The organism is Mycobacterium sp. E2479 (assembly GCF_001667925.1).
In the GTDB taxonomy this organism is placed as follows: Bacteria; Actinomycetota; Actinomycetes; order Mycobacteriales; family Mycobacteriaceae; genus Mycobacterium.
This window is the reverse complement of sequence record NZ_LZJR01000027.1, coordinates 24,985-46,251: the sequence shown is the minus strand read 5'-3', so window position 1 is coordinate 46,251 and position 21,267 is coordinate 24,985. Positions and strand designations below refer to the sequence as shown.

Sequence of the window (21,267 nt, the reverse complement as noted above, 5' to 3'; positions counted from 1 at the left end):
ACCGGCCACCCAACCACGCATGCGCCCAGCCTGTTGGCAGAAGAACAAAATCTGTTTTATTGTTACACAGTGACCAGCGCCTTATCCCATCTTCGCGTGTGCGACCTGGGCGGCCAGCTGGCCGGGGCCGGCGCGACGAAAATTCTGGCGGCCTTCGGCGCCGAGGTGATTCGGGTCGAGGATCCGGTTACTCGCGGGATGTGGGACGCACTGCGCGGCGTGGGTCCATTTGTCGATGATCGCAGGGGGGTCAACCTGGGCGGCGGTTTCAACAACCACAACGTGGGCAAGCTCGGCGTAACCATCAACCTGCGCGTCGACGCCGGTAAGGACCTGCTCCGCGAGCTGATCGCGGTGTCCGACATCGTGTGTGAGAATTTTGCAGCCGGCGTGCTGGCCAGGATGGGCTTCGGCTACGACGAGCTGCGACGAATCAAACCGGACATCGTCTATGTGTCGAACTGCGGCTTCGGCCACACCGGTCCGTATCGGGATTTCAAGACCTGGGGCCCGATCGTGCAAGCCCTGAGCGGGCTCACGTTCACAGCTGGGCTGCCCGGCAGGGAACCCGCCGGATGGGGTTTCTCCTACATGGACCACATCGCGGCGTACTACATGGTCGTCGCGATTCTGGCGGCGGTACACCATCGCGAACGCACGGGTGAAGGCCAGCACGTCGATTTGGCGACGGTGCCGGCCGGCATCGCCATGCTGCCCACCGAGGTGCTCGACTGGACCGTGAACAAGCGGCGCGCCCGCTCAACCGGGAGTCCCCACGGCAATCGCGCCGACTTTGGTGAGATGGCCCCGCACGGGATCTACCCGTGCCTGGGCGAGGACCGGTGGATCGCCATCGCTTGCCGCGACGATCGCGATGTCGCGCTGCTTGCCAAAGTCGTTGACAAACCGGAACTGACTGCCGACCGGTTCGCGACACTCGAGCAGCGGCTCCGCGTCGCCGACGAGCTCGATGAATTGCTCAGCGCATGCACCCGGACGCGTGACGCCTCTGTCCTGGCAAGCGAACTCACCGCTGCGGGAGTTCCCGCCAGCGTTGTCAAGTCGCCCCGTGAACGCATCGACGAAGATCCCGACCTGGCCGAATGGGGTCTCTTCCCGGCCGTGGAGCACCCAGAGATCGGGACGGTGCGGGTCGAGGGGCTGCCGCTGCGAATGTCGGCCTCGCCGTGGAATATTTCGCGGGCGGCGCCCTGCCTCGGCGAACACAACCGCCAGGTGCTGGGCGGATTGCTCGGTCACAGCGGTCAGGAACTGAACGAACTGACGAAGCAGGGTGTGATCTGAACGCACTAGCCGGAATTCGCGTCGTCGAGATCAGCGACCAGTTCACGCCCATTGGTGGGCGGGTGCTCGCCGAACTCGGCGCCGACGTGATTGTCGTTGAACCTCCGACCGGATCTCCACACCGGTCGCGGCCACCGTTTGCGCTCGAGGTTCCCGGGCCCGATGCCAGCCTGCGCTGGTGGGGCGGAAATGCCGGAAAGCGCTCGGTGACCATCGATCTCGAGACCCCGCAGGGGATAATTGCGCTGCAGCGCCTGATCGCGCGCGCCGACATTGCAATTTCGGGGGCCGGGCCGGTGGGCGATGGCCCGCTTGGCTACGGCAAGACCGTGGCCAATAACCCGTCGTTGATCTGGATAGCGGTCAGCCCGTTCGGCCTGAACAGCACCCGAGCCGACCAACCGGTCACCGACCTCACCATGCTTGCTGGAGGGGGCCCGGTGTGGAACTGCGGCTACGACGACCATTCACTGCCACCGATCCGCGGTGCCGGCGAGCAATCCGCAAACATAGCCGGAATGTACTGCGCGATCGGAGCATTGGTTGCGCTTGCCCATCGCGACCAGACCGGAGAAGGGCAGCTGGTCGACGTCAGCGTCAACGCTGCCTGCAATGTCAGTTCCGAGCAGGTGACCTACCACTGGCTGGTCAACAACGAGACATGCGTTCGACAGACCGGTCGGCATGCATACTTCACGCCGAGTCAGCGGACCCAAGTTCTGTGCGCAGACGGCGCGTACGCCACCACCGGCGTGTTGCCCCGGAAACCACACGAGTTCGCCAACCTGCTCGCGTGGCTCACCGAGCTCGATCTAATCGACGAGTTGCCCGAGACCGTGTTCCTGGAACTGGCCGCCTCACGCGACACACCAGTGGACATCGCGCAGATCGGCACAGACGACGAGACCACCGCGATCCTGACGGCGGCCCGTGAGGCGATCACGTTGATCGCTTCGCGGTTGCCCGCCAAGGAGTACTTCCTGGAAAGCCAGCGCCGCGGATTCCCGGCCGGAGCGTTGCTGTCACCTGACGAGGCATTCGAGGACGAACATGTCGCCGCCCGCGGATTCAAGATGCCGGTGCCCCACCCGGAGTTAGGGGAAACGTTCAATTACCCGGGCACACCGTACGCATTCAGTGCCACACCGACGACCACCCTGACTCGCCCGCCTCTTGTTGGCGAACACAACGCACTGCTCGACGAAGTTGTCGACGACGCCACATGAGCGGCGGCCACCGACTCACTCACATCGGGCTGTGCGTCAGTGACGTTGAACGGTCCATCGAATTCTATTGCGAGGCTCTCGGATTCGATGAGGTCAGTCGAATGCACGTCGAAGGGCCTCAGACAGCACAACTGCTAGACGTGCCCGGACTGGTGCTTGACCTTGTTTACCTGCAGAGGGACGGATTCCGCCTCGAGTTGCTGAGCTACGCGGAGCCGGGGGTTCACGGGAATATTGAACCGCGGCAGATGAACGCGGTGGGATTCAGTCATCTGTCGTTTCGCGTCGACGACCCCGACGAACTCATCGCGCGGATCGAGCGCTCCGGGGGGCGGGCACGACCCGAGCGGACGGTGACTTTCGAAGGTGGCAACCGCGGCCTGATGGCCACCGACCCCGACGGCAACTGGCTGGAGTTGATTGAACGCCACCCTAGACAGTGATCAACTGATCACAAAACGTTCGATTGTTCAGCCAAATGATAGAGTCATGGCTGTGCCGGCCACCAGCGAGCTGATGTATTCGCCGTTCTCGAAGGCGATCTTCGACGATCCGTACCCCGTCTACCGGCGACTGCGCGACGAGGCACCGGTCTACCGGGATCCCGAGGACCGCTGGTGGGTGCTGTCCAGGTTCGACGACGTCTCGCGGGCCCTTCGGGACTGGGAGACGTTCTCGTCCAAGCTGGGTCCGGCACCGGAGAACCCCGACAACGACGGCCGCAAATACTCCGTAATCTCGATGGACCCCCCTCGCCACGACCGTATTCGCGGTGTGCTCAAGGGCTTCTTCACGCCAAAAGCGGTCGCCGCGATGGAGTCCGCCCTGCAAGCGGTCGTCAACACACATCTTGACCGGCTGCGCCCCGGAACCACCGTCGACGCCATGGAGGCGTTCGCGTTCTCGGTTCCCACCGACGTGATCGGCGATCTGCTCGGCGTGCCGCACGGCGATCGTGCGCAGCTGCGCGTCTGGTGGGAAGCCTTCCTGACGCGCGAGGAAGGCGAAGTGGTCATGCCGGCCAAGGCCATCGAGGCCAATCGGATGATCAGCCAGTACATCGGCGACCTCATCGAACGGCGCCGTACCGAACCCGGGGACGACCTGATCAGCATCGTGCTGCAGGCCACCTTCGACGACCCCGAGGCCGGCGGTGAGCGCTCGTTGACCGCGCACGAGGTGCTCATGTTCTGCAACCTGCTTTCAGCCGCGGGGTCGGAAACCACTCAGAAGTTGATCTCCAACGGCTTGGTCGCCCTCGCAGAGCATCCCGACCAGTGGCAGCGAATCGTCAAAGACCGCAACCTTATTCCTGTCGCCGTCAACGAGGCACTTCGTTATGACACCCCGAGTCATTGGGTGGCCCGCACGCTGACGCGGCCCATTGAGCGGCACGGTGTCACCATGAACGCCGGAGACTGGGTGCTGCTGCTACTGGGCAGCGCGAACCGCGACGAGCGTCGATACAAAGACCCCGACCGTTTCATCATCGGGCGGCCTCGGGGCACCGACGTCTATTTCGGCTGGGGAATCCACATCTGTCTTGGGCAGTGGCTGGCGCGCCGGGAGGCGCAACTGGTGTTCGAGTACATCGCCAAGAAGTTCCCGAACTACGGCATCGGGGCGCACGAGCGGGTGCTCACCGCGACCGTGCGCGGCTACACCCGCGTGGAGATGACCCTGCGCTGACCATGGACATCGCCTTCACCGACGAGCAGCGACTGCTGCAGGACACCGCCACTCGGCTGGGGGAGAGTCTCGGCGTCACCGGCCCCGACCAACTACCTACCGACCGCGCGCTCGACGCACACTGGCGCCAGGTTGTCGAACTTGGTGTGCCGACGCTGCGTTCGCCTGCCCTGTGCGGACTCCCGGCCAGCGGCGTGGAAACAGCCATCGTCATCGAGCAGCTCGCACGAACTCTCAGCGCCGTACCGGTGATAGGCCAAGCGGTGCTGGCGACCGAGCTTTTGGAGGCTGCCAGCGCCGAGAAGGAACTGCAGCTCGTCGCAGACGGAAGCCTGCGGGCGGCGCCTGTGCTGACCATTGACCTGGGGGGATTCGCAGCGGCGAATCAGCCAGGAGTGGCATTCGACGCGGCGGGTGCTACCCACGCACTACTAGCGGTCCGAACGGATGGTCAACGCAAGCTCGTCTGCGCGCCGCTTGATGGTGACAATGCGGCTGCCCTCGACCTGACCCGCGTGTTGCGCCGCACGCCGGCCGATCTGGCAGCTTCGGCAGTCGCGACGGGAGAGCCCATCAGTGATGAGCGCTGGCAGCGGGTGGAGTCGCTGGCGATGACCGCGCTCGCCGCCGACCTTGTCGGCGTCATGCAAGGCGCGCTCGACGATGCGGTGCGCTATGCCGGTGAACGCGCGCAGTTCGGAGTCAAAATCGGCTCATTCCAGGCGGTGGGGCACCTGCTCGCGGATGCCCTGGTACAAGTCGAAGGCGCCCGCAGCTGCCTGTGGCACGCCGCGTGGGCGATCGACCAACTGCCGGTTGAGGAGGCGCGGTTGGCTGCGATGACGGCGAAGGCATACGCTGCCGCGGCGGGCCGCGAGGTGGTGGAGACGACCGTTCAGGTATTCGGCGGCATCGCGATCACGTGGGAGCACATATCGCATCTGCGGCTACGTCGTACCCTGCTGGACCGGCGCTTATTCGGTGACGAGGTGGTTCACTATGACGCCATCGCGGCGATGCGGTTGGCCAACCGAGAGTTGGCGTAGCGATGGACTTCAACGACAACGCGCCAGAAGCGCAGTTTCGCGCCGAGCTAAGGCAGTGGCTTTCCGAACACGCCGCGGACGCTTCGATCCCCGAGGATCCAGCCGCCCGCGCTGATGCGCAAAACGCTTGGCACCAAACGCTTTACAAAGCTGGGTACATCGGGCTCTCTTTCCCCGTCGAGTATGGAGGGCACGGAAAGGCCCCCATCTACGAGGCGATACTCAATGACGAACTCGGCCGCGCCGGCGCCCCGCCTATTGAAGGGGTCGGCCACCTGAGCAACGCTTTGCGGTTGTTCGGTACCGACGAGCAACGGGACACCCTGCTTCCCGGTCTGTTGTCCGGAAAGGTGCGGTGGTGTCAGGGGTTCTCCGAACCCGAGGCTGGATCCGACCTCGCGGGCCTGAAGACCGGCGCCGAGTTGATCGAGACCGAGGGGCATCAGCGGTTCCGCGTCAATGGCCGCAAGATCTGGACGAGCTTCGGGGCCGTGGCCGACTGGTGTTTCCTGCTGTGCCGCACTGAGCCGGACGCCCCTAAGCACGCAGGTATCTCGGCGCTGTTGGTACCGATGTCGACGCCAGGGATCCAGGTCCGCCCGATTGTGAATGCCGCGCGCAACCGCGAATTCACCGAGGTCACGTTCGACGACGTGGACGTACCCGTGGCCAATCTGCTGGGTGAGCGCGGCCAGGGCTGGTCCATCGCCAGCCAACTGCTGGCCTACGAGCGGGGTCCCGGCGACATCAACTGGGTCAGCCGGCTCTCGACACAATTGCGGCGGCTCGAGAACGACGTCCGGACCGGCTGGCTCCTCGACTCACCCGCGGCGCGGGCCCGGCTTGGGCAGGCCTACGTGGAGTTACGCGCTCTCCAGATCAAGGTTCAGCGCTCACTCACGGAGCGCCAACGCGGAAAACTTCCGGGGCCGGAGGGGTCGGTCGACAAGCTGCTCATGGCCCGGGCCGACCAGTACTTGGGTCACACCATGATGGATCTGTGCGCCAGCGGCCCTCTGCTCACCGAGGGCCTGGAATGGGACATCTACCTGTGGTCGCGCGCTGCCGGCATCTACGGGGGCACTGCGCAAATCCAGCGCAACATCGTCGCGCAGCGCGTGCTTGGACTGCCACGCGCCTGAGCAGGTGCCGGTTACCCTGGTTCGGCCTCGGTCAGGTGTCTGTACGCCTCTTTGAGACCGTTGAGCCGCCGTTCGAGGATCTCGTCACCCGCATGGGCCACGCTGAGTTTCGCGTTGACCTCGGCTATCTCCGCGGAGAGCCGTTCGGCCGCTTCACCCTTGGTGAGCAAATCCTGGTCGGCCCAGTCGTCATGGGGGATGCGCTCATGCGGGTCCATCGTCTCTCCTCAGTGCACCTTTGGTTTGAGCCTAGGTGGAGATCGGCGTTATAGTCAGTTAGGCATAAAGTGTTTAGTTGTACTGTAACGCATGAATTAGAAAAGTTGAGGACGCGACGATGCCGCTGCAACCATCGATGAAACTTCTGTCGGTCGACGATCACCTCATCGAGCCACCCCATGTCTGGATCGACAGGCTGCCGAAGAAGTACATCGACCAGGGTCCTCGCATCGTCGACTTCCCGCGCGAGGGTGCTCCGCCTACGCAGCAGTGGGTCTATGAGGGCCGACCGTATCCCAACATCGGGCTGAACGCGGTCGCGGGCAAGCCCCCGGAAGAGTTCGGCGTCGATCCGATCCGCTACGCCGACATGATCCCTGGATGCTATGACCCGAAGGCCCGCCTGGCCGACATGGACATCGATGGTGTCCATGGAATGTTGTGCTTTCCGTCGTTTCCCCGATTCTGCGGCACGGTCTTCCTCGAGGGGGAGGACAAGGAACTGGCGCTGCTGGGCGTCAAGGCGTGGAACGACTTCTCCCTCGATGAGTGGTGCGCTACAGACCCCGCCCGTTTCATCCCTATGGCGATCACTCCGCTGTGGGATCCAGCGCTCATCGTCGCCGAGATCGAGCGAGTGGCGGCCAAGGGAGCCCGGGCGATCGGCCTCCCCGATAACCCGACCAACCTTAAGCTGCCCAGTTATCACACCGCGTACTGGGAGCCGGTGTGGTCGGCGTTGGAAGAGACGAATCTGACGGCGGTGATGCACTTCGGCAGTGGCGGATTCCCGCCCCAGACGGCGCCGGAGGGCCCGTTCGCCGTGATGATCACGTTGATGGGCACCACATCGATGGCCGCGGCCACCGAGCTCATCTTCTCGCCGGTGTTCCATAAGCACCCGAACCTCAAAGTGGCGTTCTCCGAAGGTGGCGTCGGCTGGATGCCCTACCTGGTCGAGCGCGCGGATTACGTCTGGCGCAAACACAAGTACTACCAAAACATTCACCCGACCGTGGCGCCATCGGAGCTGTTCCGGCGCAACATCTCCGGATGCTTTATCGAAGACGAAGTCGGGATGGCTATGCGGCACCAGATCGGAATAGACAACATCACCTGGGAGTGCGACTATCCGCACTCGGACTCGTTCTGGCCCAAGAGCCGAGCGCGCGCCGAGGAAATGCTGGCCGATGTACCCGACGAGGAAGCTGCCAAGATCGTCGAGCTCAACACTCGGCGCTGGTATGCATTCCCGGAGGAGGGCTTCAAGTCCTGCACGGCGGACTCCGGGTGGCGCCCGAATGACGGCAACCCAGCCGACTATGACTACGACGAGGTCATGGCAAGGCATGGCGGGGTCGGCATGGAGGCTTTCATGAACAAGATGGAGGAGCAGAAGTCTCAGAAGGTTTGAGCCATTGATCGATTGGAACGGCGATTTGGGTCGGATTGTCTCGTCCGCGCAACACTTTGGAGTCGATGACGCGCCACCGCCGCCTCTCCGACTCATCCGCCCGGCTCAGCGCCGCACCCGACGCTGCGACACCGTCGGACAGCTTGGCGACCTCGGTCAGCCGTGCCGCCTCGTTGACCGGGTCTCCGATCACCGTGTACTCGTACCGGTTGGGGTCGCCGATGTTTCCGGCGACCGCCTTGCCGGCCGACACCCCAATGCCGACCTTGATGTCCTCGTTCGCCCGGTTGAGTCGGATGTTGAGCTCACGCGCCGTCGCGAGTGCGTCCGCGGCGGCCCGGGCGTTGGCATTCGGGGCGCCGAAAACTGCCAGGGCGGCGTCGCCCTCGAACTTGTTGATCAAACCGTTGTGGCGCTCAACGACGCTGACGACCACGGCGAAGAACTCGTTGAGCATGATCACCAGTTCGTCCGGGTCTAGTGTGGTGGCCAGCCGTGTCGAGCCAACCAGATCGACGAACAACACCGCTACTTCGCATTTCGCACCGCCCATTTCGGTCTCGACCCCATTGCGGGCGACTTGCTCCGCCAGGCGCGCTACGTCACGGCCGACGTGCCGACCGAACAGATCGCGTAGGCGCTCACGTTCGCGAAGTCCACTGGCCATGGTGTTGAAGCCGGCCTGCAGCAGCCCGAGCTCAGAGGCGTCGAAGACGGGAACCGATACGTCGAAGTCGCCCCGCTCGACGTACCGCATACCCCGCCTTATCTCGTCGATGGGGTCGGCGATGGTCGACGCGTTGAAGGCGGCGATTACCAGGCCGCAGGCCATGGCGCACCCCCCGAGTACGAGAACGAGAAGCGCAAGTCGATGCGCGGAATATTCGACGTACAAGGCGCTTTCGGCGACCAGCATGACCATCAGCGTCGGAACTCCCGTTCCTATTACCCAGGCGCTCACGGCACGCAACCGAAGACCGGGCCCCCGCGGGCGTGTCGGCGGGTTGTCGGTGAGCAACCTGGCCGCCGTCGGCCGCAGCGAAATCCTGCACATCCAATAGGCCAGTGCGGTTGTCACGATGGCACCGAGCAGAATCGACACCCCCAGCGTCGCGGCCAGCCAGGGTGTGTGGATGTTGATGAGCGCAAAAACCGCGGCCGCTGCCGACCATACGGTCCCGTGGACTACCGCCATCCTCATTGGGATGGCCAGGACGACGCGGCGCACGGTGACATCGCTTGCCCCCGCAGGCAGGCTCATCCAGATGTACGCCCATAACCCGGCCAAGGGCAAGACGGTGCCGGAGTAGCACAGTGCGGCAACGATATTGACCAACATCACATGGTGTTTGCTCAGCGCCGCACCGGTGGGCAAGGCCCAGGCGGTCAGTGCTGCGATCAGCGCCGAGCCCGTGAAAGTCGGAACGATCGCCCCCGAAATGACCAGAGATCTGCCGGTGCGAGCGAACGGCAGGCGACGTTCGGCAAGCGAGGTTTTCACGGTGACGCCCGCGCAATGCTCGAGTTGTCCAACCAGTTCGCGATGCTCATCAGTCGTCCCGATGATGCGAGCGTCATGAATAGGGTGCGGGCATCGCTGCTCAATGCGACATTGGTGGTCATCGGGTCGTCGGCGGGAATCGCACCTAGAAAGTCGCCGGTCGAGGACAAGACGGTGACCCCGCCCGTCCCCAGGGTCGCGACGAGGATTCGGCCGGCGGGGTCTACGCACAGCCCGTCGGCCCCTCCAACGTTCAGCGGGCCGCCGCTCGGCACCGTCGCCAGACCCCGCGCCCGGCCCACCACGCCCGGTCCGTCGAGCTTGAATTCCCAAATACGGCGCGTGCGCGTCTCTGCCACGTATAGCGACGAGCCGTCGGGTGACAACGCGACCCCATTCGGCATCTCGAGCGGGTAGATAATTTCACGCAGGTCGCCGTCGACCGTGCCATAGAGGAGTCCGGTCACGCTGCGGGTGCGGCTCTGTGCCGTTCCTGCGTCGGTCAGATAGAAGCCGCCGTGGCTGTCAGCGCAAATGTCGCTGGGCCGCACCAGAGGCAGCGTCTTACCGGAACGCGTGCTGAACTCGGTAGCGAGCGTGCTGACGCTACCGTCGGATTCGATGATTTGCAGCGCGGGGGTGACGGGTTCGTCGGGCGGCCCTATCGGCCGGAAGATGTTTACGCAGCCGTTGAAGTCGTATGGCCACGGCCCGACCCCGAACTTGGACCCGCCGTTTTGACACACGATCAACCGTCCATCGGGGAGTTTGACCACGCCGTTGGGTCCGCCACCCGTGTGGGCGACTGTCTCGGTAGCCCCATCGGGGCGGACTCGAGAGATCCGGCCGGCCGCCATCTCCGACACCAGAACGGAGCCGTCATCCAAGGCGATCGGACTCTCCGGGAAGGCTAAGCCGTCGGCAAGGCAGCGATTCATCACGGCTGTTCTCTATCAGATTGTGGCACAGCGGTTTTCGTTGCATTGCTCCACCAGGCGACGAACACCGGATCGGCCAGCGGCAGATCTCCGACGCCAGTCTGATTTCGCGGCCAGTCTGCGGCGCTTTGCGTCAGTGGTGAGGTGGGCCTGTTGACGCCGTAGAACAGCCGATGCCGGCGGTGCAAGAAACACCAACGCTCTTCGTGTTTCTCGTAGCGGTCCTCGTACTTGATGAGCTGTTCGATGAATCCCTCGGCGTGCGCCTGAGCGAAGCACTGCGCCCAGACCTGCCCGTGTGCCCTGTCCTCGGTGTCGAGCTCGATGAGGTGGTTGGCGACCAGAATGACAGCGAACACGCTGGCGTCGAGGCTGTCGGACATGAGACGGCGCGCGCCGTCGCGACCCTCTCCATAATCACCGAACCGCGCATGCGGGACGAACAGATCAGCCATCGCGTCGGCGTCGCGGGTTTCGATCGCGGTGGCGTAGCGAAACGGCAGTTGGCGAATCTCTTCGCGCGCCAGCATGGCTTGTACGGCTGGATCTATCGTGACCACCGAATCCTCCTCCGCCACAGTTATTGGTCGATGTCTTCCAACGTGTGGATGGGATGAGTCATGAACGGATGCATTGCATTTGACTTCTATGGGGTCGCATCAAGTGATGGGCGTCGGCTGGCCGAGGATGTAGTGCCCGGTCTGGGGATGGTGGTACCAGCCCCCAGCCGCTGCCGTACCGCCGTCGACATGCAATGTCTGTCCGGTCACGTATGCACTGAGATCGCTGGCCAAAAAGACGGCTGCCCCTGCCATTTCGTCGACGTGGCCGGCTCTGCCCATCGGCACCATGAATCTGGCGTTCTCGGCCCCGGCAGGGGCCATCTTCGCGAGGCTTTCGGTCAGGGTGAAGTCGGGAGCCAATCCGTTGACACGGATACCGTGCGGCGCGAGTTCGAGCGCAGCGGTTTTCGTAAAGTTAACAACCCCGGCCTTCGCCGCTGCATAGGCGGCAAACCCGGGCGCCGCCCGCACCGCCTCGATCGTGCTGACGTTGATGATGCTGCCGCCCGTGCCGGCTTCGACCATGGCGCGGGCGACCCGTTGAGTGCACAGCAAGACCTGGGTCAGGTTGATGCGGATCAACGCGTCCCATCCGTTGGGGGAGGTTTCGAGCAGACCACACCAAAAGACTCCACCGGCATTGTTCACCAATAGGTTTGGGGTTCCTAGCTTCTCGACGGTGGCGGCCAGGGCGGCATCAACCTGCTCAGCGTCGCGGACGTCGGTGACGCACGCGAGGCCGTCGATTTCCCGGGCCGCAGCTGTCGCCGTCTGCGCATCCCTTTCCCAAATTGAGACCTTTGCGCCGAATTCAGCGAACGCTGACGCAACGGCGCGGCCGATGCCGGCCCCGCCTCCCGTCACCACGGCCACCCGGCCGTCCAGGGACGCGGCCTCGCGGTGCAGCGTCACTCGCTTTCCCTCACGCGAATCAGACTAGGCGCCGTATCCACACACGTGACAGATTAACACTGAGTGTTCTATTATCCAATAATGCTGTCGGGGGTCGCGGCGCCCGCAGGAACAACGGTCCTGTGGCTTGTGCCGGGTGTGCGGCCGAGCAGCTGGCTCGTCGAATGACCATGGAGGAGCAGATGCAGCGCTTGAACGGCAAGGTGGCCGTGATAACCGGTGCCGCCCGCGGACAGGGCCGCAGCCACGCGGTCCATCTTGCCGACGAGGGCGCCGACATCATCGCGCTGGACATGTGCGCCGACATCGAAACCAACGAGTACCCGCTTGCTACCAGGGAGGATCTGGACGAGACGGTCAAGCTCGTCGAAAAGTCGGGTCGCCGCGCGGTTTCAGCGGTCGTCGACGTCCGCGACCGCGCCGCGCTGAAGAAGGCGATCGACGAGGCCGTCGCCGAGTTGGGCGGCCTCCATGTCGTCGTGGCGAACGCAGGCATCTGCCCGCTAGGCAACGATGTTCCGTCACGCGGTTTCACCGATGCCTTCGACGTCGACTTCGTTGGTGTCATCAACACCATTCATATCAGCATGGAACACCTGCGCTCGGGTGCGTCGATAATTGTCACCGGCTCGATCGCCGGACTGGTTCCGCAGAAAGACCTGGCCACCGGCGGTGGGCCGCAAGGTCCCGGGGGCGCCGGCTACGGACTGGCGAAGAAGATGCTGTGCGAGTACACGAAGGGGCTGGCCTTGACGCTGGCACCCGAGCAGATCCGGATCAACACCGTGCACCCGACCAACGTCAACACCGGGATGCTGCATAACCTCCCGATGTACCGGACGTTTCGTCCGGACCTGCCCGAACCGAGCCGCGAGGACGCCGAAATCGTCTTTCCGATCCTGCAGGCGATGCCCGTCCCGTGGATCGAGCCGCATGATGTCTCCCACCTGGTGGTGTACCTGGCGTCGGACGAATCCCGTTACGTTACCGGACAGCAGATATTCGTCGACGCCGGCGCAGGATTGAAGCTGGGCCTCTAGCAATGACATTCGCTAGGTAGCCGTCACCGTCCGCGGAAGTCGGGATCGCGTCGCTCGACGAAGGCAGCCATCCCTTCGGCGACGTCGTCGGTCGCGGCTACCTGTTCCACCAACAATGCCTCGGTTCGAAGGGCGGCGTCACGACCCACGTCGAGTGCCTGGTTGAGCATCGCCTTGGCCGCCGCCAGCGCACGTGTTGGTCCTTTAGCGAGCCGCCGCGCCCAGGCCGCCGCCTCGTCCTCGAGGTCGCCGTCGGCGACCACCTTGTTGACCAGGCCGATCCGGTAGGCCTCGGGCGCGGACAGTTCCTCGCCGAAAAACAGCAGCTGCTTGGCGACATTGAAGGGCACCTTACGGGCCAGCAGATATGCGGCACCACCGTCGGGCGCGAGCCCTCGCCGCGTGAAAAGCTCTATGAGTCGCGCGCTTTCGGCGGCCACGATGAGGTCACAGGCGAGCACCATGCTCGCGCCCACCCCGGCGGCGATGCCGTTGAGCGCGCACAGCACGGGCTTTTCGCAGTCCAGCAACGCTGAGACCACCGCTTGAGACCCAGTGCGCAGAATGCGGGCGGCGTCGCCGGCGACCCTGTCTTTTTTGGGTTGCATTCCTGGATCGTGGAGATTCGGTCCGGTGCAGAAATGCCGGTCGCCCCGAGCGGTGAGCACCACCGCTCTGATGTCGGGATCGCTGGATGCGGACTGAAGATTCTCGATCAGGCTCCGCTGCATGGCACGCGTCACCGAATTGCCGGCGTCCGGTCGGTCCAGAACCAGCCAGCGCACCGCGTCCTGTGTGTGCGCCGCGAGGTCGGGGGTCACGGCCGGATCGGCACGCTGGCGGGCCCGCGCACCGAATTGGTGTGCACGTAGGTCACGGCGTCTTCGTCGACATCCCAGGCGGGAAAACGCTTCAGCGTCTCTTCCAGCGCCACGCGGGCCTCGAGGCGGGCCAGCGCCGCGCCCAGACAGAAGTGCGAACCGTGACCGAAGCTGATGTGACGGATTCCCGCGCGCTCGACGTCAAGGACGTCCGGGTTCTCGTATTGGCGTTCGTCGCGGCCCGCCGATCCGGTCAGCAGTGCTACGCGCGAGCCGGCTGGAATGAGGGTGCCGTTGTAGGTGACATCGCGTTTCGTGTAGCGCCCCTGTACTGGTGATGGGGCGTCGTAACGCAGCAGTTCCTCGACGGCGTTGCTGATCAGTTCTGGGCGGTCCACCAGCTTGGCGCGTTGATCGGGATAGTTCGCCAGTGTCAGCGCGGCCCATCCCAGCAGGCGCGCAACCGTCTCATTGCCGGCGACGTTGATCATCGCGATGAACATCAACACTTCACGATCGTCGAGGCGACGGGTCTGGCGACCTGCCTGGACGAGGTCGGAGGTCATCAGGTTGCCGACGATGTCGTCGCTCGGTGCGACCCTGCGGCGCTGAATCTGGTCGGCGTAGTAGCCGAGCAGTTTGACGTTGGCCTGCTGGCCGTCCTCGCTGAGCTGGGTTGTGCCCTCATCGCGGTGGAGCTGGGCATCCGACCACTCGCGCAGGTTGTCGTGATCTTCTTCGGGAAAACCAAGCAGCGAGCTGATCACCATCACCGGTAACTTCATCGAGAAGTCACGCACGTAGTCGAAGCCATCGGTACCGACGAAGGCATCCAGATAATGGCTGCACAGCGTCCGGACGCGGTCCTCGAGTCGGGCAATCTCGGTTCGGAAGAAGGTGCGATTGACCATCTTTCGCAACGCGGTGTGATCTGGCGGGTCCATCATGATCATCGCCCTGGGCGACGGCCACGGTTGCTCGCTGATCGCATCCAGGGTGACCCCGTGCTCCGACGAGAACGTCTCGGTGTCCAGCGACGCCTCCAGCACGTCGGAGAACCGGCTGAGCGCGTAGAAGTCGTACTGTTCGTTGTAGTAGGTCGGCGCTTCGTCGCGCAGCCGTTTCCAGACGGCGTAGGGGTCCTTGTGCAGGGCGCGGTCGAACGGATCCCAACGTAAGTCTGTTGTCGTCATCGGCACCGTCCTTTCCTGAAGAACAGTAATACATTATCTGTATAGTTGCACCATGCGGTGGTGGGCCGCCCGGTGTTGAGGAGGAAGAACCGAAGTGGAAACGCGAGAACTGGAGCACGTGATCTACCAGAAGGACGGCCCGATCGCGCGCATCATCCTGAACAATCCTGACGCCGCCAACGCGCAGAGCTCGGAAATGGTCCATAGCGTCAACGCGGCCCTCGACGACGCGCAGTACGACTACGACGTGAAGGTGGTCATCATCAAAGCCAATGGCAAGGGCTTCTGCTCTGGTCACGTCCCCACCGGCGCGTACCCGGAGTTCAAAGCCGAGCTGGAAGCATCGGGGAAAGTGTGGCGTTCTGCGGCGCAATTGTTCCTGTGGCCCGTCCTCAAGTTGTGGGAGTTCCCCAAGCCGGTGATCGCCCAGGTACACGGCTACGCGATCGGTGGGGGCACGACCTGGGCGCTGATTCCCGAGATCACCGTCTGTTCCGAGGATGCGTGGTTCCAGATGCCTCTGGTGCCGGGGTTTGGGCTGCCCGGTGCCGAAACGATGTTCGAGCCGTGGGTGTTCATGAACTACAAGCGGGCGGCCGAATATTTGTACACGGCTCAACGGTTGACTGCCGCGCAAGCGCTCGAGTTCGGTCTGGTGAATCGAGTGGTGCCCACCGATCAACTCGAAGCCGCCGTCGAGGAACTGGCCGCGAAGATTGCCACCGCGCCCCTGATCACGTTGCAGGCCGTCAAATCAGGTGTAATCCGGGCGTGGGAAACAATGGGTTTCCGCACGCACCAACAAGCGAGCAACGACCTTCAGGCGGTGGTGACCGGTAGCCAGGAGTTCCAGCAGTTCCTCGCGGAGCTGATGAAGAAGAGTTCCAAACCCAGTGAGCGCATCTGACCATGCCACTTCAGCCGATCATCCGGTTTGGCGGGGACGAGGACACCGAGTCACTTCGTGCGTCGGTGCGTGATTGGCTGGCGCACAACCTGCCTGACGAGTTCCGTCGGACTGCGGCCAATCCCGACTACCTGCCGCGCGACGCCCACGAGCGTGCGGTCTTGTTCTGTAAGGCGTTACACGAGCAGGGATGGTTTGTGCCGCACTGGCCGGCCCAGTACGAAGGCGGCGGCCGCGGTGTCGTGGAGCAGGTGGTCATCCGTGAAGAGCTTGCGTATGCGGGCGCGCCACTGGTGAACACCAACGGGGTGAACATGTTGGCGCCAGTATTGTTCAAATTCGGTACGTCAGAACAGAAAGCGGAGCATCTGCCGGCCATCGCGCGCTCGGAACGTATGTGGGCACAGGGCTATTCGGAGCCGGAGGCGGGCTCGGACCTGGCGGCCTTGCGGATGACCGCTCGACGAGACGGCGACTATTACGTCCTGGACGGGCAGAAGACGTGGACAAGCAACGGCGTGCTCGCCGACTGGATCTTCGTCCTGGCCCGCACGTCGCCGGTGGCGGGCAAGCGTCAGGCCGGAATCTCGTTCTTTCTCGTCGACCTGGACTCGCCAGGGATCACCCGTCGACCCATCAGGTCGATGACTGGCTACCCCACCTTTGCCGAGGAGTTCTTCGATGGTGTGCGGGTTCCCGCGGCCAATCTTGTCGGGGCCGAGGGGGAGGGGTGGACGGTCGGAAAGGCACTGCTCGACGTCGAACGGTCGAATATCACCAGGGCCGCTCAGGCTCAGCGCTATCTTGACGAGCTGATCGACTGGTGCCACGCGCAAAAGGGATCGACGCACGACCCACTGTCCGATCCGGCCAATCGCGTTGCGCTCGCTCGCGCCGTCGAACGCGTCGAGGTGGGTCGCGCCCTGTCGTATCGGGTGGCACACCTGCAGGCCGAAGGTGCCCTGGATGCCGCACTGCCGTCGTTATCGAAGCTGTATCACTCCGAATTGACCGCCGAATTGCGGGGGCTCGGGGCCCAGATCCTCGGGCACGCAGGCGAACTCATGCCGGACGATCCGGACTCGGTGCTCGATGGCCATTTCTCGGAGGGGTTGTTGCTGTCTCTCCTGCACTCGATAGGCGGGGGCACCAGCGAGATTCAGCGAGATCTGATCTCGACGGTTGGGCTGGGCATGCCCCGCTGAAATCAGGAGTAGGCAGCTCGTCCCTCGGTGGCCGCCGAACGTTGCTGCGCTACGGTCGCCATTGCCAGCTCAAGCGGATGAAAGGCGGCAAGTTGCGCACTTTCAGCAGAATTGATCAACCGTTTCGTCATTTCCACCGCCCCTGCATCGGCCTGTGCTAGTTCGTTGGCTATCGCGACGGCGCGATCGATCGCCGATCCGGGTTCGACGACGTCGGTCACCAGTCCTAGCCGTTCGGCCTCGGCGGCCGATAGCCGTATGCCGCGCAGTAATAGGGACGCCGCGCGGTGTCGGCCCAGCTGTTGAGTGAGGCGCCAGGCCAGCCCGCCGTCGGGTATCACCGCGCGTGCCACGAATGGAGCAGCGAAGAAGGCATCGGAGGCGCTTACAACTAGGTCGCACGACAACGCCAGACTCCAGCCGAGGCCAATCGCCGCGCCTTCAACCGCCGCGATAGTCGGCACCGGCACAGCTTTGAGTTGTTCCATCACTCGTTGCGCGTGCTCGACGCGGCCCGCGGGCCCCAACGGCCCGCTGCCACGGGCGGGTCCGGTCTTCAAATCACCTCCGGAGCTGAAGAATCCCTCCGCGCCGGCCAAGACCACACCGCGGGCGCCGTACGCAACGATGCCACCGAGTGCGATCGATAGCTCGGTCCACGATTCGTAGCACAAGGCATTACGCTGGCGCGGCCGGTCCAATAAGACCACAGCGATGCCGTCCCGCTCTTCGTAACGGACTAGCAGAGCGTCCGCGTCAGCGTCGTCGACCATCGGACCAGTCCTACCGGTTCAGGAACTTGTCGATAGCAGCCCGGTGCTCGGGTGTGGTGAAACACTCTGTCTCAGCCGATATCCCGTACTCGAGGATGCCGGTGATCGCGCGTTGGGCATGCAGATTCAACGTTCTCTTCGTGTCCTGCACTGCCCGCGCCGGCAGCGCGGCCAGGCGGTGGGCCACTGCCAGGCCCTCCTGTTTGATCTGCGCGTGCGGTACAACGCGGTTGGCCAAGCCGAGTTCTACGGCCTTGTCGGCGTTGATGCGTTCACCGAGCATCAGGTACTCCTTTGCCTTGATAAGGCTCATCAGCAACGGCCACAGCACCGACCCGCCATCGCCGGCGACCAGACCACTCGCGACGTGGGTGTCGGCGAAGAACGACCGGTCGGACATCAACACGATGTCGCACAACACGGCGATGCTGCACCCGAAGCCGACGGCGGGCCCGTTGACGGCCGCGACCACCGGCAGGGGAAAGTCGATCATGTCGCGCACGATCCGCCGTGCGTCGCGCATTCCGGCACGGCGTGTGACCGGGTTGTTGACGTGGGTTTCCAGCCATTCCACCAGGTTTCCCCCGGCGGAGAAGTAGTCGCCGGTGCCGGTGATGAGCACTGCCCGGGCGTCGGGGTCGTCGGCCAGCGTGCCCCACAACCGGGTGAACGCGGTGTGCATCCTGTTGTTGACCGCGTTGGCGTTGTCGGGGTTGTTCAACGTCACGATCCGCACGGGACCGTGGACAGCAACAAGGATCTCGTCGCACCCGGTGAGCTCCGAGGTGCCCTCAGGCAGGTCTGTCATCAGGGTGAATAATAGAACACTTTGTGTTCATTTGTCACGTTCCTCGGTGCCCCGCACGCGCGAGACGGCGCCCGTAAGGCGCAGATCTTCTTTTGACATTCGTCGTCGACATTAGTCATTGACGACCGTCAGAAATTGGCTATAGAGTTAGCGTGCGCAGATAGATTTACGTGTACCAAGGGGTTTGGATGGCAAGTGCGACGCGGTCGTTTGCTGACGGTGCGGGCCTCAGGCGCCCGGATGTGAAGTTCCCGAGTCGCGAAGCTCAACGGATCGAGACGCGTGAGCGTGTTTTCAACGCTGCTGTACGTGAGTTCGGGCGCAACGGCGTCGCCGACACCGATGTCAATGCGGTTGTGCTGGGCGCAGGCGTAGCTCGGGGCACCTTCTACTTCCACTTCCCCACTAAGGAACACGTATTGGCCGAGCTCACCCGCCGCGAGGAGACCAAGATCGCCGACGAACTCACCCGAGCGCTAACCTCAACGGTCGACCTCGAGTCGGCTTTGGCCGAGGTGATCAAAGGCGTTGTGGCAGAGGAAGAGCGCTTGGGCAATGTGCTGTTCCGTGACGTTCTCAACCTCTATTTTTCGGCCACTCAACCCGAGCTGAATGATTCGGCGACGCACCCGATCGTGCTCATCGTCATCCAGCAGATCGAGATGGCCCGAGACCGTGGTGAGGTCTGCGCCGACGTCGATGCCGGTGCCAGCGCCGTCTTCTTCCTCATCGGCTTGTATGGGCTGCTGGTCACCAACCGGGAGGCTTCGCCCGGCCGAGTATCCATGCTCGAGAAGTACCTCGCTCACTTCTGCCGCGGGCTGGAGGCCCGGTGACTTTCAAGTTCGAAGATTCGCCACCCTTTTGGAGGTCTCGTCATGGTCGAAGACATCATCCGCTTCGTAGTCGCGTGGGGCGGCTGCGCACTGATCATTTGGTTCTGGTACTGGGTGATGGCCAACATCGGCACCTTCTGAGGTCCGCCCCTAGGGCGGCCCGTACGCTGCCGGTTCCGGCTCCAGGAACCGGCCATGGCTGACGGCATGCTATCTGCACTCCACGCTGAGAAAAGCTGTTCCCTTGTCGCGGTGGCGTTTTCGAGTGGTAAGCGCCAGGGCGTACGCCTTGTTTCCGGGACCCACCGCGCCTTCAGTCTGAACAGCGGCCGCACGATTATTAACGTGCCTTTCCCGATGCTGGAGCCGGACTGGACGTTGCGCACGCTTTCCTGTGGCGTGGGCCTGCAATGCGCACCTTCGAAAGATCTCCTCGCGCAGCGTTCGATTCACGAACTGACGGCCCGGGAACTACGAGCCCTGATGGTCATCGAGGGCCGCGTCGCGATGGGCTGGTTGGCGACGAACTGGCCCGGCACGATGGCAGAACTTCGACGACGACTACCCGGACTGGAGCCGATCTTCGACGAGCTCGACGCCGAGGCGATGCTCGACTACGCCCTTGCCCTGGCAGATTCCGGCGCGCCGCTGCCCTCGTGGCGGCTGCTTGGGAGGCTGCCTAGCCCCGTCGCCAACCGCCGCGGAATGGTGGAAGGCACCCGCAGAATGTGGGGCAGGATGCCGTGGACGTCACGGCGTCAGGACGCCTACCGCATTTACTCGGTACCGGTCGGCGGCGAAGGCGGCGTCAAAAACCCCAATCTCCCTTTACCAAGCCGCCCCGAGGACGAAGAGATCGAGATCTCTGTGGACCAACGCGCGGGTGTGCCTTATCCAGAGTGGGACTTTTGGTCCAATCGGTTCCTTCCCGATCACGTCGCGGTGCTCGAACGCACGCACACCGCATCATCACAACGACCGAGCCGCCGGCCAGCAGACCTAAGACGGTACTTCGAGATGCGCACACAGCGGGTAATGCGGAACGGTCTCGAGGACGGTTGCGATCTGGACATCGACCGCTACGTCGATCACTACATCGACCTATCGACCGGCAAGTTCAGCGACGGTCGTGTATTTCGTGACCTCATTCCGACGCACCGCGATGTCACAACATGCCTTCTGCTGGACGGTAGTTCCTCACTCGGAGCACACCAGGGCCACATCTTCCAGCTCGAATTACAGTGTGCCGACGCGCTGTCACAGGCGATGACCCAGGCCAAGGAAAGACACGGGATCTTCGTTTTCACCGGAAACACTCGCCACCGCGTCGAGGTTCGCTGCCTCAAGGATTTCACCGACCGCGACTTCGTCGCCCCCAGCACTCAGGGCCTGGTCACTGCCGGCTACACCCGACTTGGCGCACCGTTGCGTCACTTGACGACCCGGCTACTGGTGCAACCGACGGAGCGGCGGTTACTCATCGTGATCGGGGACGGCCTGATCTCCGACGAGGGTTACGAGGGCCGCTACGCCTGGGCGGACGTCAACCACGCCGTCGAGGAGGCCGAAGATGCCGGCGTTTTCGTCTACTACATCGGGGTGGGATTGACGCGGGTCGATCCACTTCCCGAAGTCTTCGGCTCGCGCCGATCACGACGCATCCGCCGGGTCGACGAGCTGCCGCGCGTGTTGGGTCACGTTCACCGCGAACTCATCGCGGCCTAGCCAT

At 63.7% G+C, this 21,267-nt stretch carries 21 protein-coding genes; 12 read left to right on the top strand and 9 right to left on the bottom strand.

The window, feature by feature from the left end; all coding sequences use genetic code 11:
- Positions 1–69 precede the first annotated feature (69 nt).
- From A5686_RS03510 to A5686_RS03485, 6 genes are read left to right on the top strand one after another with little or no spacing between them, the layout of a single operon-like run.
- The gene (locus A5686_RS03510; RefSeq protein ID WP_067931118.1) at positions 70–1,305 is read left to right on the top strand and encodes a CaiB/BaiF CoA-transferase family protein; all 1,236 of its coding nucleotides are present in this window, start codon (positions 70–72) and stop codon (positions 1,303–1,305) included.
- A complete protein-coding gene (locus A5686_RS03505) occupies positions 1,248–2,531 on the top strand; it encodes a CoA transferase (RefSeq protein ID WP_369829671.1) in 1,284 nt (427 codons plus the stop codon). Before A5686_RS03510 ends, A5686_RS03505 begins: the two co-directional genes overlap by 58 nt.
- Complete coding sequence (locus A5686_RS03500) at positions 2,528–2,974, top strand: VOC family protein (protein ID WP_067931115.1); 447 nt, start codon at positions 2,528–2,530, stop codon at positions 2,972–2,974. The genes A5686_RS03505 and A5686_RS03500 overlap by 4 nt, the downstream gene beginning before the upstream one ends.
- A 46-nt stretch (positions 2,975–3,020) precedes the next feature.
- Positions 3,021–4,220: a cytochrome P450 gene (locus A5686_RS03495; protein ID WP_067830678.1), complete on the top strand. Its 1,200-nt coding sequence runs from the start codon at positions 3,021–3,023 to the stop codon at positions 4,218–4,220.
- Positions 4,221–4,222: 2 nt separating this feature from the next.
- Positions 4,223–5,266, top strand: a complete 1,044-nt coding sequence (locus A5686_RS03490) for an acyl-CoA dehydrogenase family protein (protein ID WP_067931113.1) — start codon at positions 4,223–4,225, stop codon at positions 5,264–5,266.
- A gap of 2 nt (positions 5,267–5,268) precedes the next feature.
- Positions 5,269–6,408, top strand: coding sequence for an acyl-CoA dehydrogenase family protein (locus tag A5686_RS03485; RefSeq protein ID WP_067931110.1), 1,140 nt, complete (start codon positions 5,269–5,271; stop codon positions 6,406–6,408).
- Between the two features lie 11 nt (positions 6,409–6,419).
- Here A5686_RS03485 and A5686_RS03480 read toward each other — a convergent pair whose 3' ends face one another.
- Positions 6,420–6,626, bottom strand: a complete 207-nt coding sequence (locus A5686_RS03480) for a hypothetical protein (RefSeq protein ID WP_067931106.1) — start codon at positions 6,624–6,626, stop codon at positions 6,420–6,422.
- Between the two features lie 119 nt (positions 6,627–6,745).
- Here A5686_RS03480 and A5686_RS03475 point away from each other — a divergent pair, with 119 nt between their 5' ends.
- A complete protein-coding gene (locus tag A5686_RS03475) occupies positions 6,746–8,041 on the top strand; it encodes an amidohydrolase family protein (RefSeq protein ID WP_067931103.1) in 1,296 nt (431 codons plus the stop codon).
- Here the strand turns inward: A5686_RS03475 and A5686_RS03470 are convergent.
- The 4 genes from A5686_RS03470 to A5686_RS03455 all read right to left on the bottom strand — a co-directional run bounded on the left by A5686_RS03470 (position 8,001) and on the right by A5686_RS03455 (position 11,955).
- A complete protein-coding gene (locus tag A5686_RS03470; RefSeq protein ID WP_082947460.1) occupies positions 8,001–9,542 on the bottom strand; it encodes an adenylate/guanylate cyclase domain-containing protein in 1,542 nt (513 codons plus the stop codon). The genes A5686_RS03475 and A5686_RS03470 overlap by 41 nt on opposite strands.
- Positions 9,539–10,480 (bottom strand): SMP-30/gluconolactonase/LRE family protein, encoded by a 942-nt coding sequence (locus tag A5686_RS03465; RefSeq protein ID WP_067931100.1) that lies wholly within the window; start codon positions 10,478–10,480, stop codon positions 9,539–9,541. The genes A5686_RS03470 and A5686_RS03465 overlap by 4 nt, the downstream gene beginning before the upstream one ends.
- A complete protein-coding gene (locus A5686_RS03460) occupies positions 10,480–11,040 on the bottom strand; it encodes a nuclear transport factor 2 family protein (RefSeq protein WP_231986271.1) in 561 nt (186 codons plus the stop codon). The genes A5686_RS03465 and A5686_RS03460 overlap by 1 nt, the downstream gene beginning before the upstream one ends.
- 99 nt (positions 11,041–11,139) lie before the next feature.
- A complete protein-coding gene (locus A5686_RS03455) occupies positions 11,140–11,955 on the bottom strand; it encodes an SDR family NAD(P)-dependent oxidoreductase (RefSeq protein ID WP_067931097.1) in 816 nt (271 codons plus the stop codon).
- Positions 11,956–12,137: 182 nt separating this feature from the next.
- Here A5686_RS03455 and A5686_RS03450 point away from each other — a divergent pair, with 182 nt between their 5' ends.
- Positions 12,138–12,995, top strand: coding sequence for a mycofactocin-coupled SDR family oxidoreductase (locus A5686_RS03450; RefSeq protein WP_067931268.1), 858 nt, complete (start codon positions 12,138–12,140; stop codon positions 12,993–12,995).
- A 23-nt stretch (positions 12,996–13,018) separates the two neighbouring features.
- Here A5686_RS03450 and A5686_RS03445 read toward each other — a convergent pair whose 3' ends face one another.
- Positions 13,019–13,816, bottom strand: a complete 798-nt coding sequence (locus A5686_RS03445) for an enoyl-CoA hydratase/isomerase family protein (RefSeq protein ID WP_231986270.1) — start codon at positions 13,814–13,816, stop codon at positions 13,019–13,021.
- Entirely contained in the window at positions 13,813–15,009 is a 1,197-nt protein-coding gene (locus A5686_RS03440) for a cytochrome P450 (protein ID WP_067931092.1), read from the bottom strand. The genes A5686_RS03445 and A5686_RS03440 overlap by 4 nt, the downstream gene beginning before the upstream one ends.
- Before the next feature lie 94 nt (positions 15,010–15,103).
- Here A5686_RS03440 and A5686_RS03435 point away from each other — a divergent pair, with 94 nt between their 5' ends.
- Positions 15,104–15,916 carry an enoyl-CoA hydratase-related protein gene (locus A5686_RS03435; RefSeq protein WP_067931089.1) on the top strand — a complete coding sequence of 271 codons (813 nt, stop codon included), beginning with the start codon at positions 15,104–15,106 and terminating at the stop codon, positions 15,914–15,916.
- Between the two features lie 2 nt (positions 15,917–15,918).
- The gene (locus tag A5686_RS03430; RefSeq protein ID WP_067931086.1) at positions 15,919–17,121 is read left to right on the top strand and encodes an acyl-CoA dehydrogenase family protein; all 1,203 of its coding nucleotides are present in this window, start codon (positions 15,919–15,921) and stop codon (positions 17,119–17,121) included.
- A 2-nt stretch (positions 17,122–17,123) separates the two neighbouring features.
- On the opposite strand, the gene A5686_RS03425 is transcribed toward A5686_RS03430, so the two are convergent.
- Positions 17,124–17,894: an enoyl-CoA hydratase/isomerase family protein gene (locus tag A5686_RS03425; protein WP_067931084.1), complete on the bottom strand. Its 771-nt coding sequence runs from the start codon at positions 17,892–17,894 to the stop codon at positions 17,124–17,126.
- A gap of 10 nt (positions 17,895–17,904) precedes the next feature.
- Positions 17,905–18,702 carry an enoyl-CoA hydratase/isomerase family protein gene (locus tag A5686_RS03420; protein WP_082947459.1) on the bottom strand — a complete coding sequence of 266 codons (798 nt, stop codon included), beginning with the start codon at positions 18,700–18,702 and terminating at the stop codon, positions 17,905–17,907.
- A gap of 242 nt (positions 18,703–18,944) precedes the next feature.
- Between A5686_RS03420 and A5686_RS03415 the strand changes: the two genes are divergently transcribed.
- Both A5686_RS03415 and A5686_RS03410 read left to right on the top strand, forming a co-directional pair.
- Positions 18,945–19,538 (top strand): TetR/AcrR family transcriptional regulator, encoded by a 594-nt coding sequence (locus tag A5686_RS03415; protein ID WP_067931082.1) that lies wholly within the window; start codon positions 18,945–18,947, stop codon positions 19,536–19,538.
- Positions 19,539–19,733: 195 nt separating this feature from the next.
- On the top strand, positions 19,734–21,263 hold the full coding sequence (locus A5686_RS03410) for a nitric oxide reductase activation protein NorD (protein WP_067931079.1): 1,530 nt from the start codon (positions 19,734–19,736) through the stop codon (positions 21,261–21,263).
- Positions 21,264–21,267: the final 4 nt, after the last annotated feature.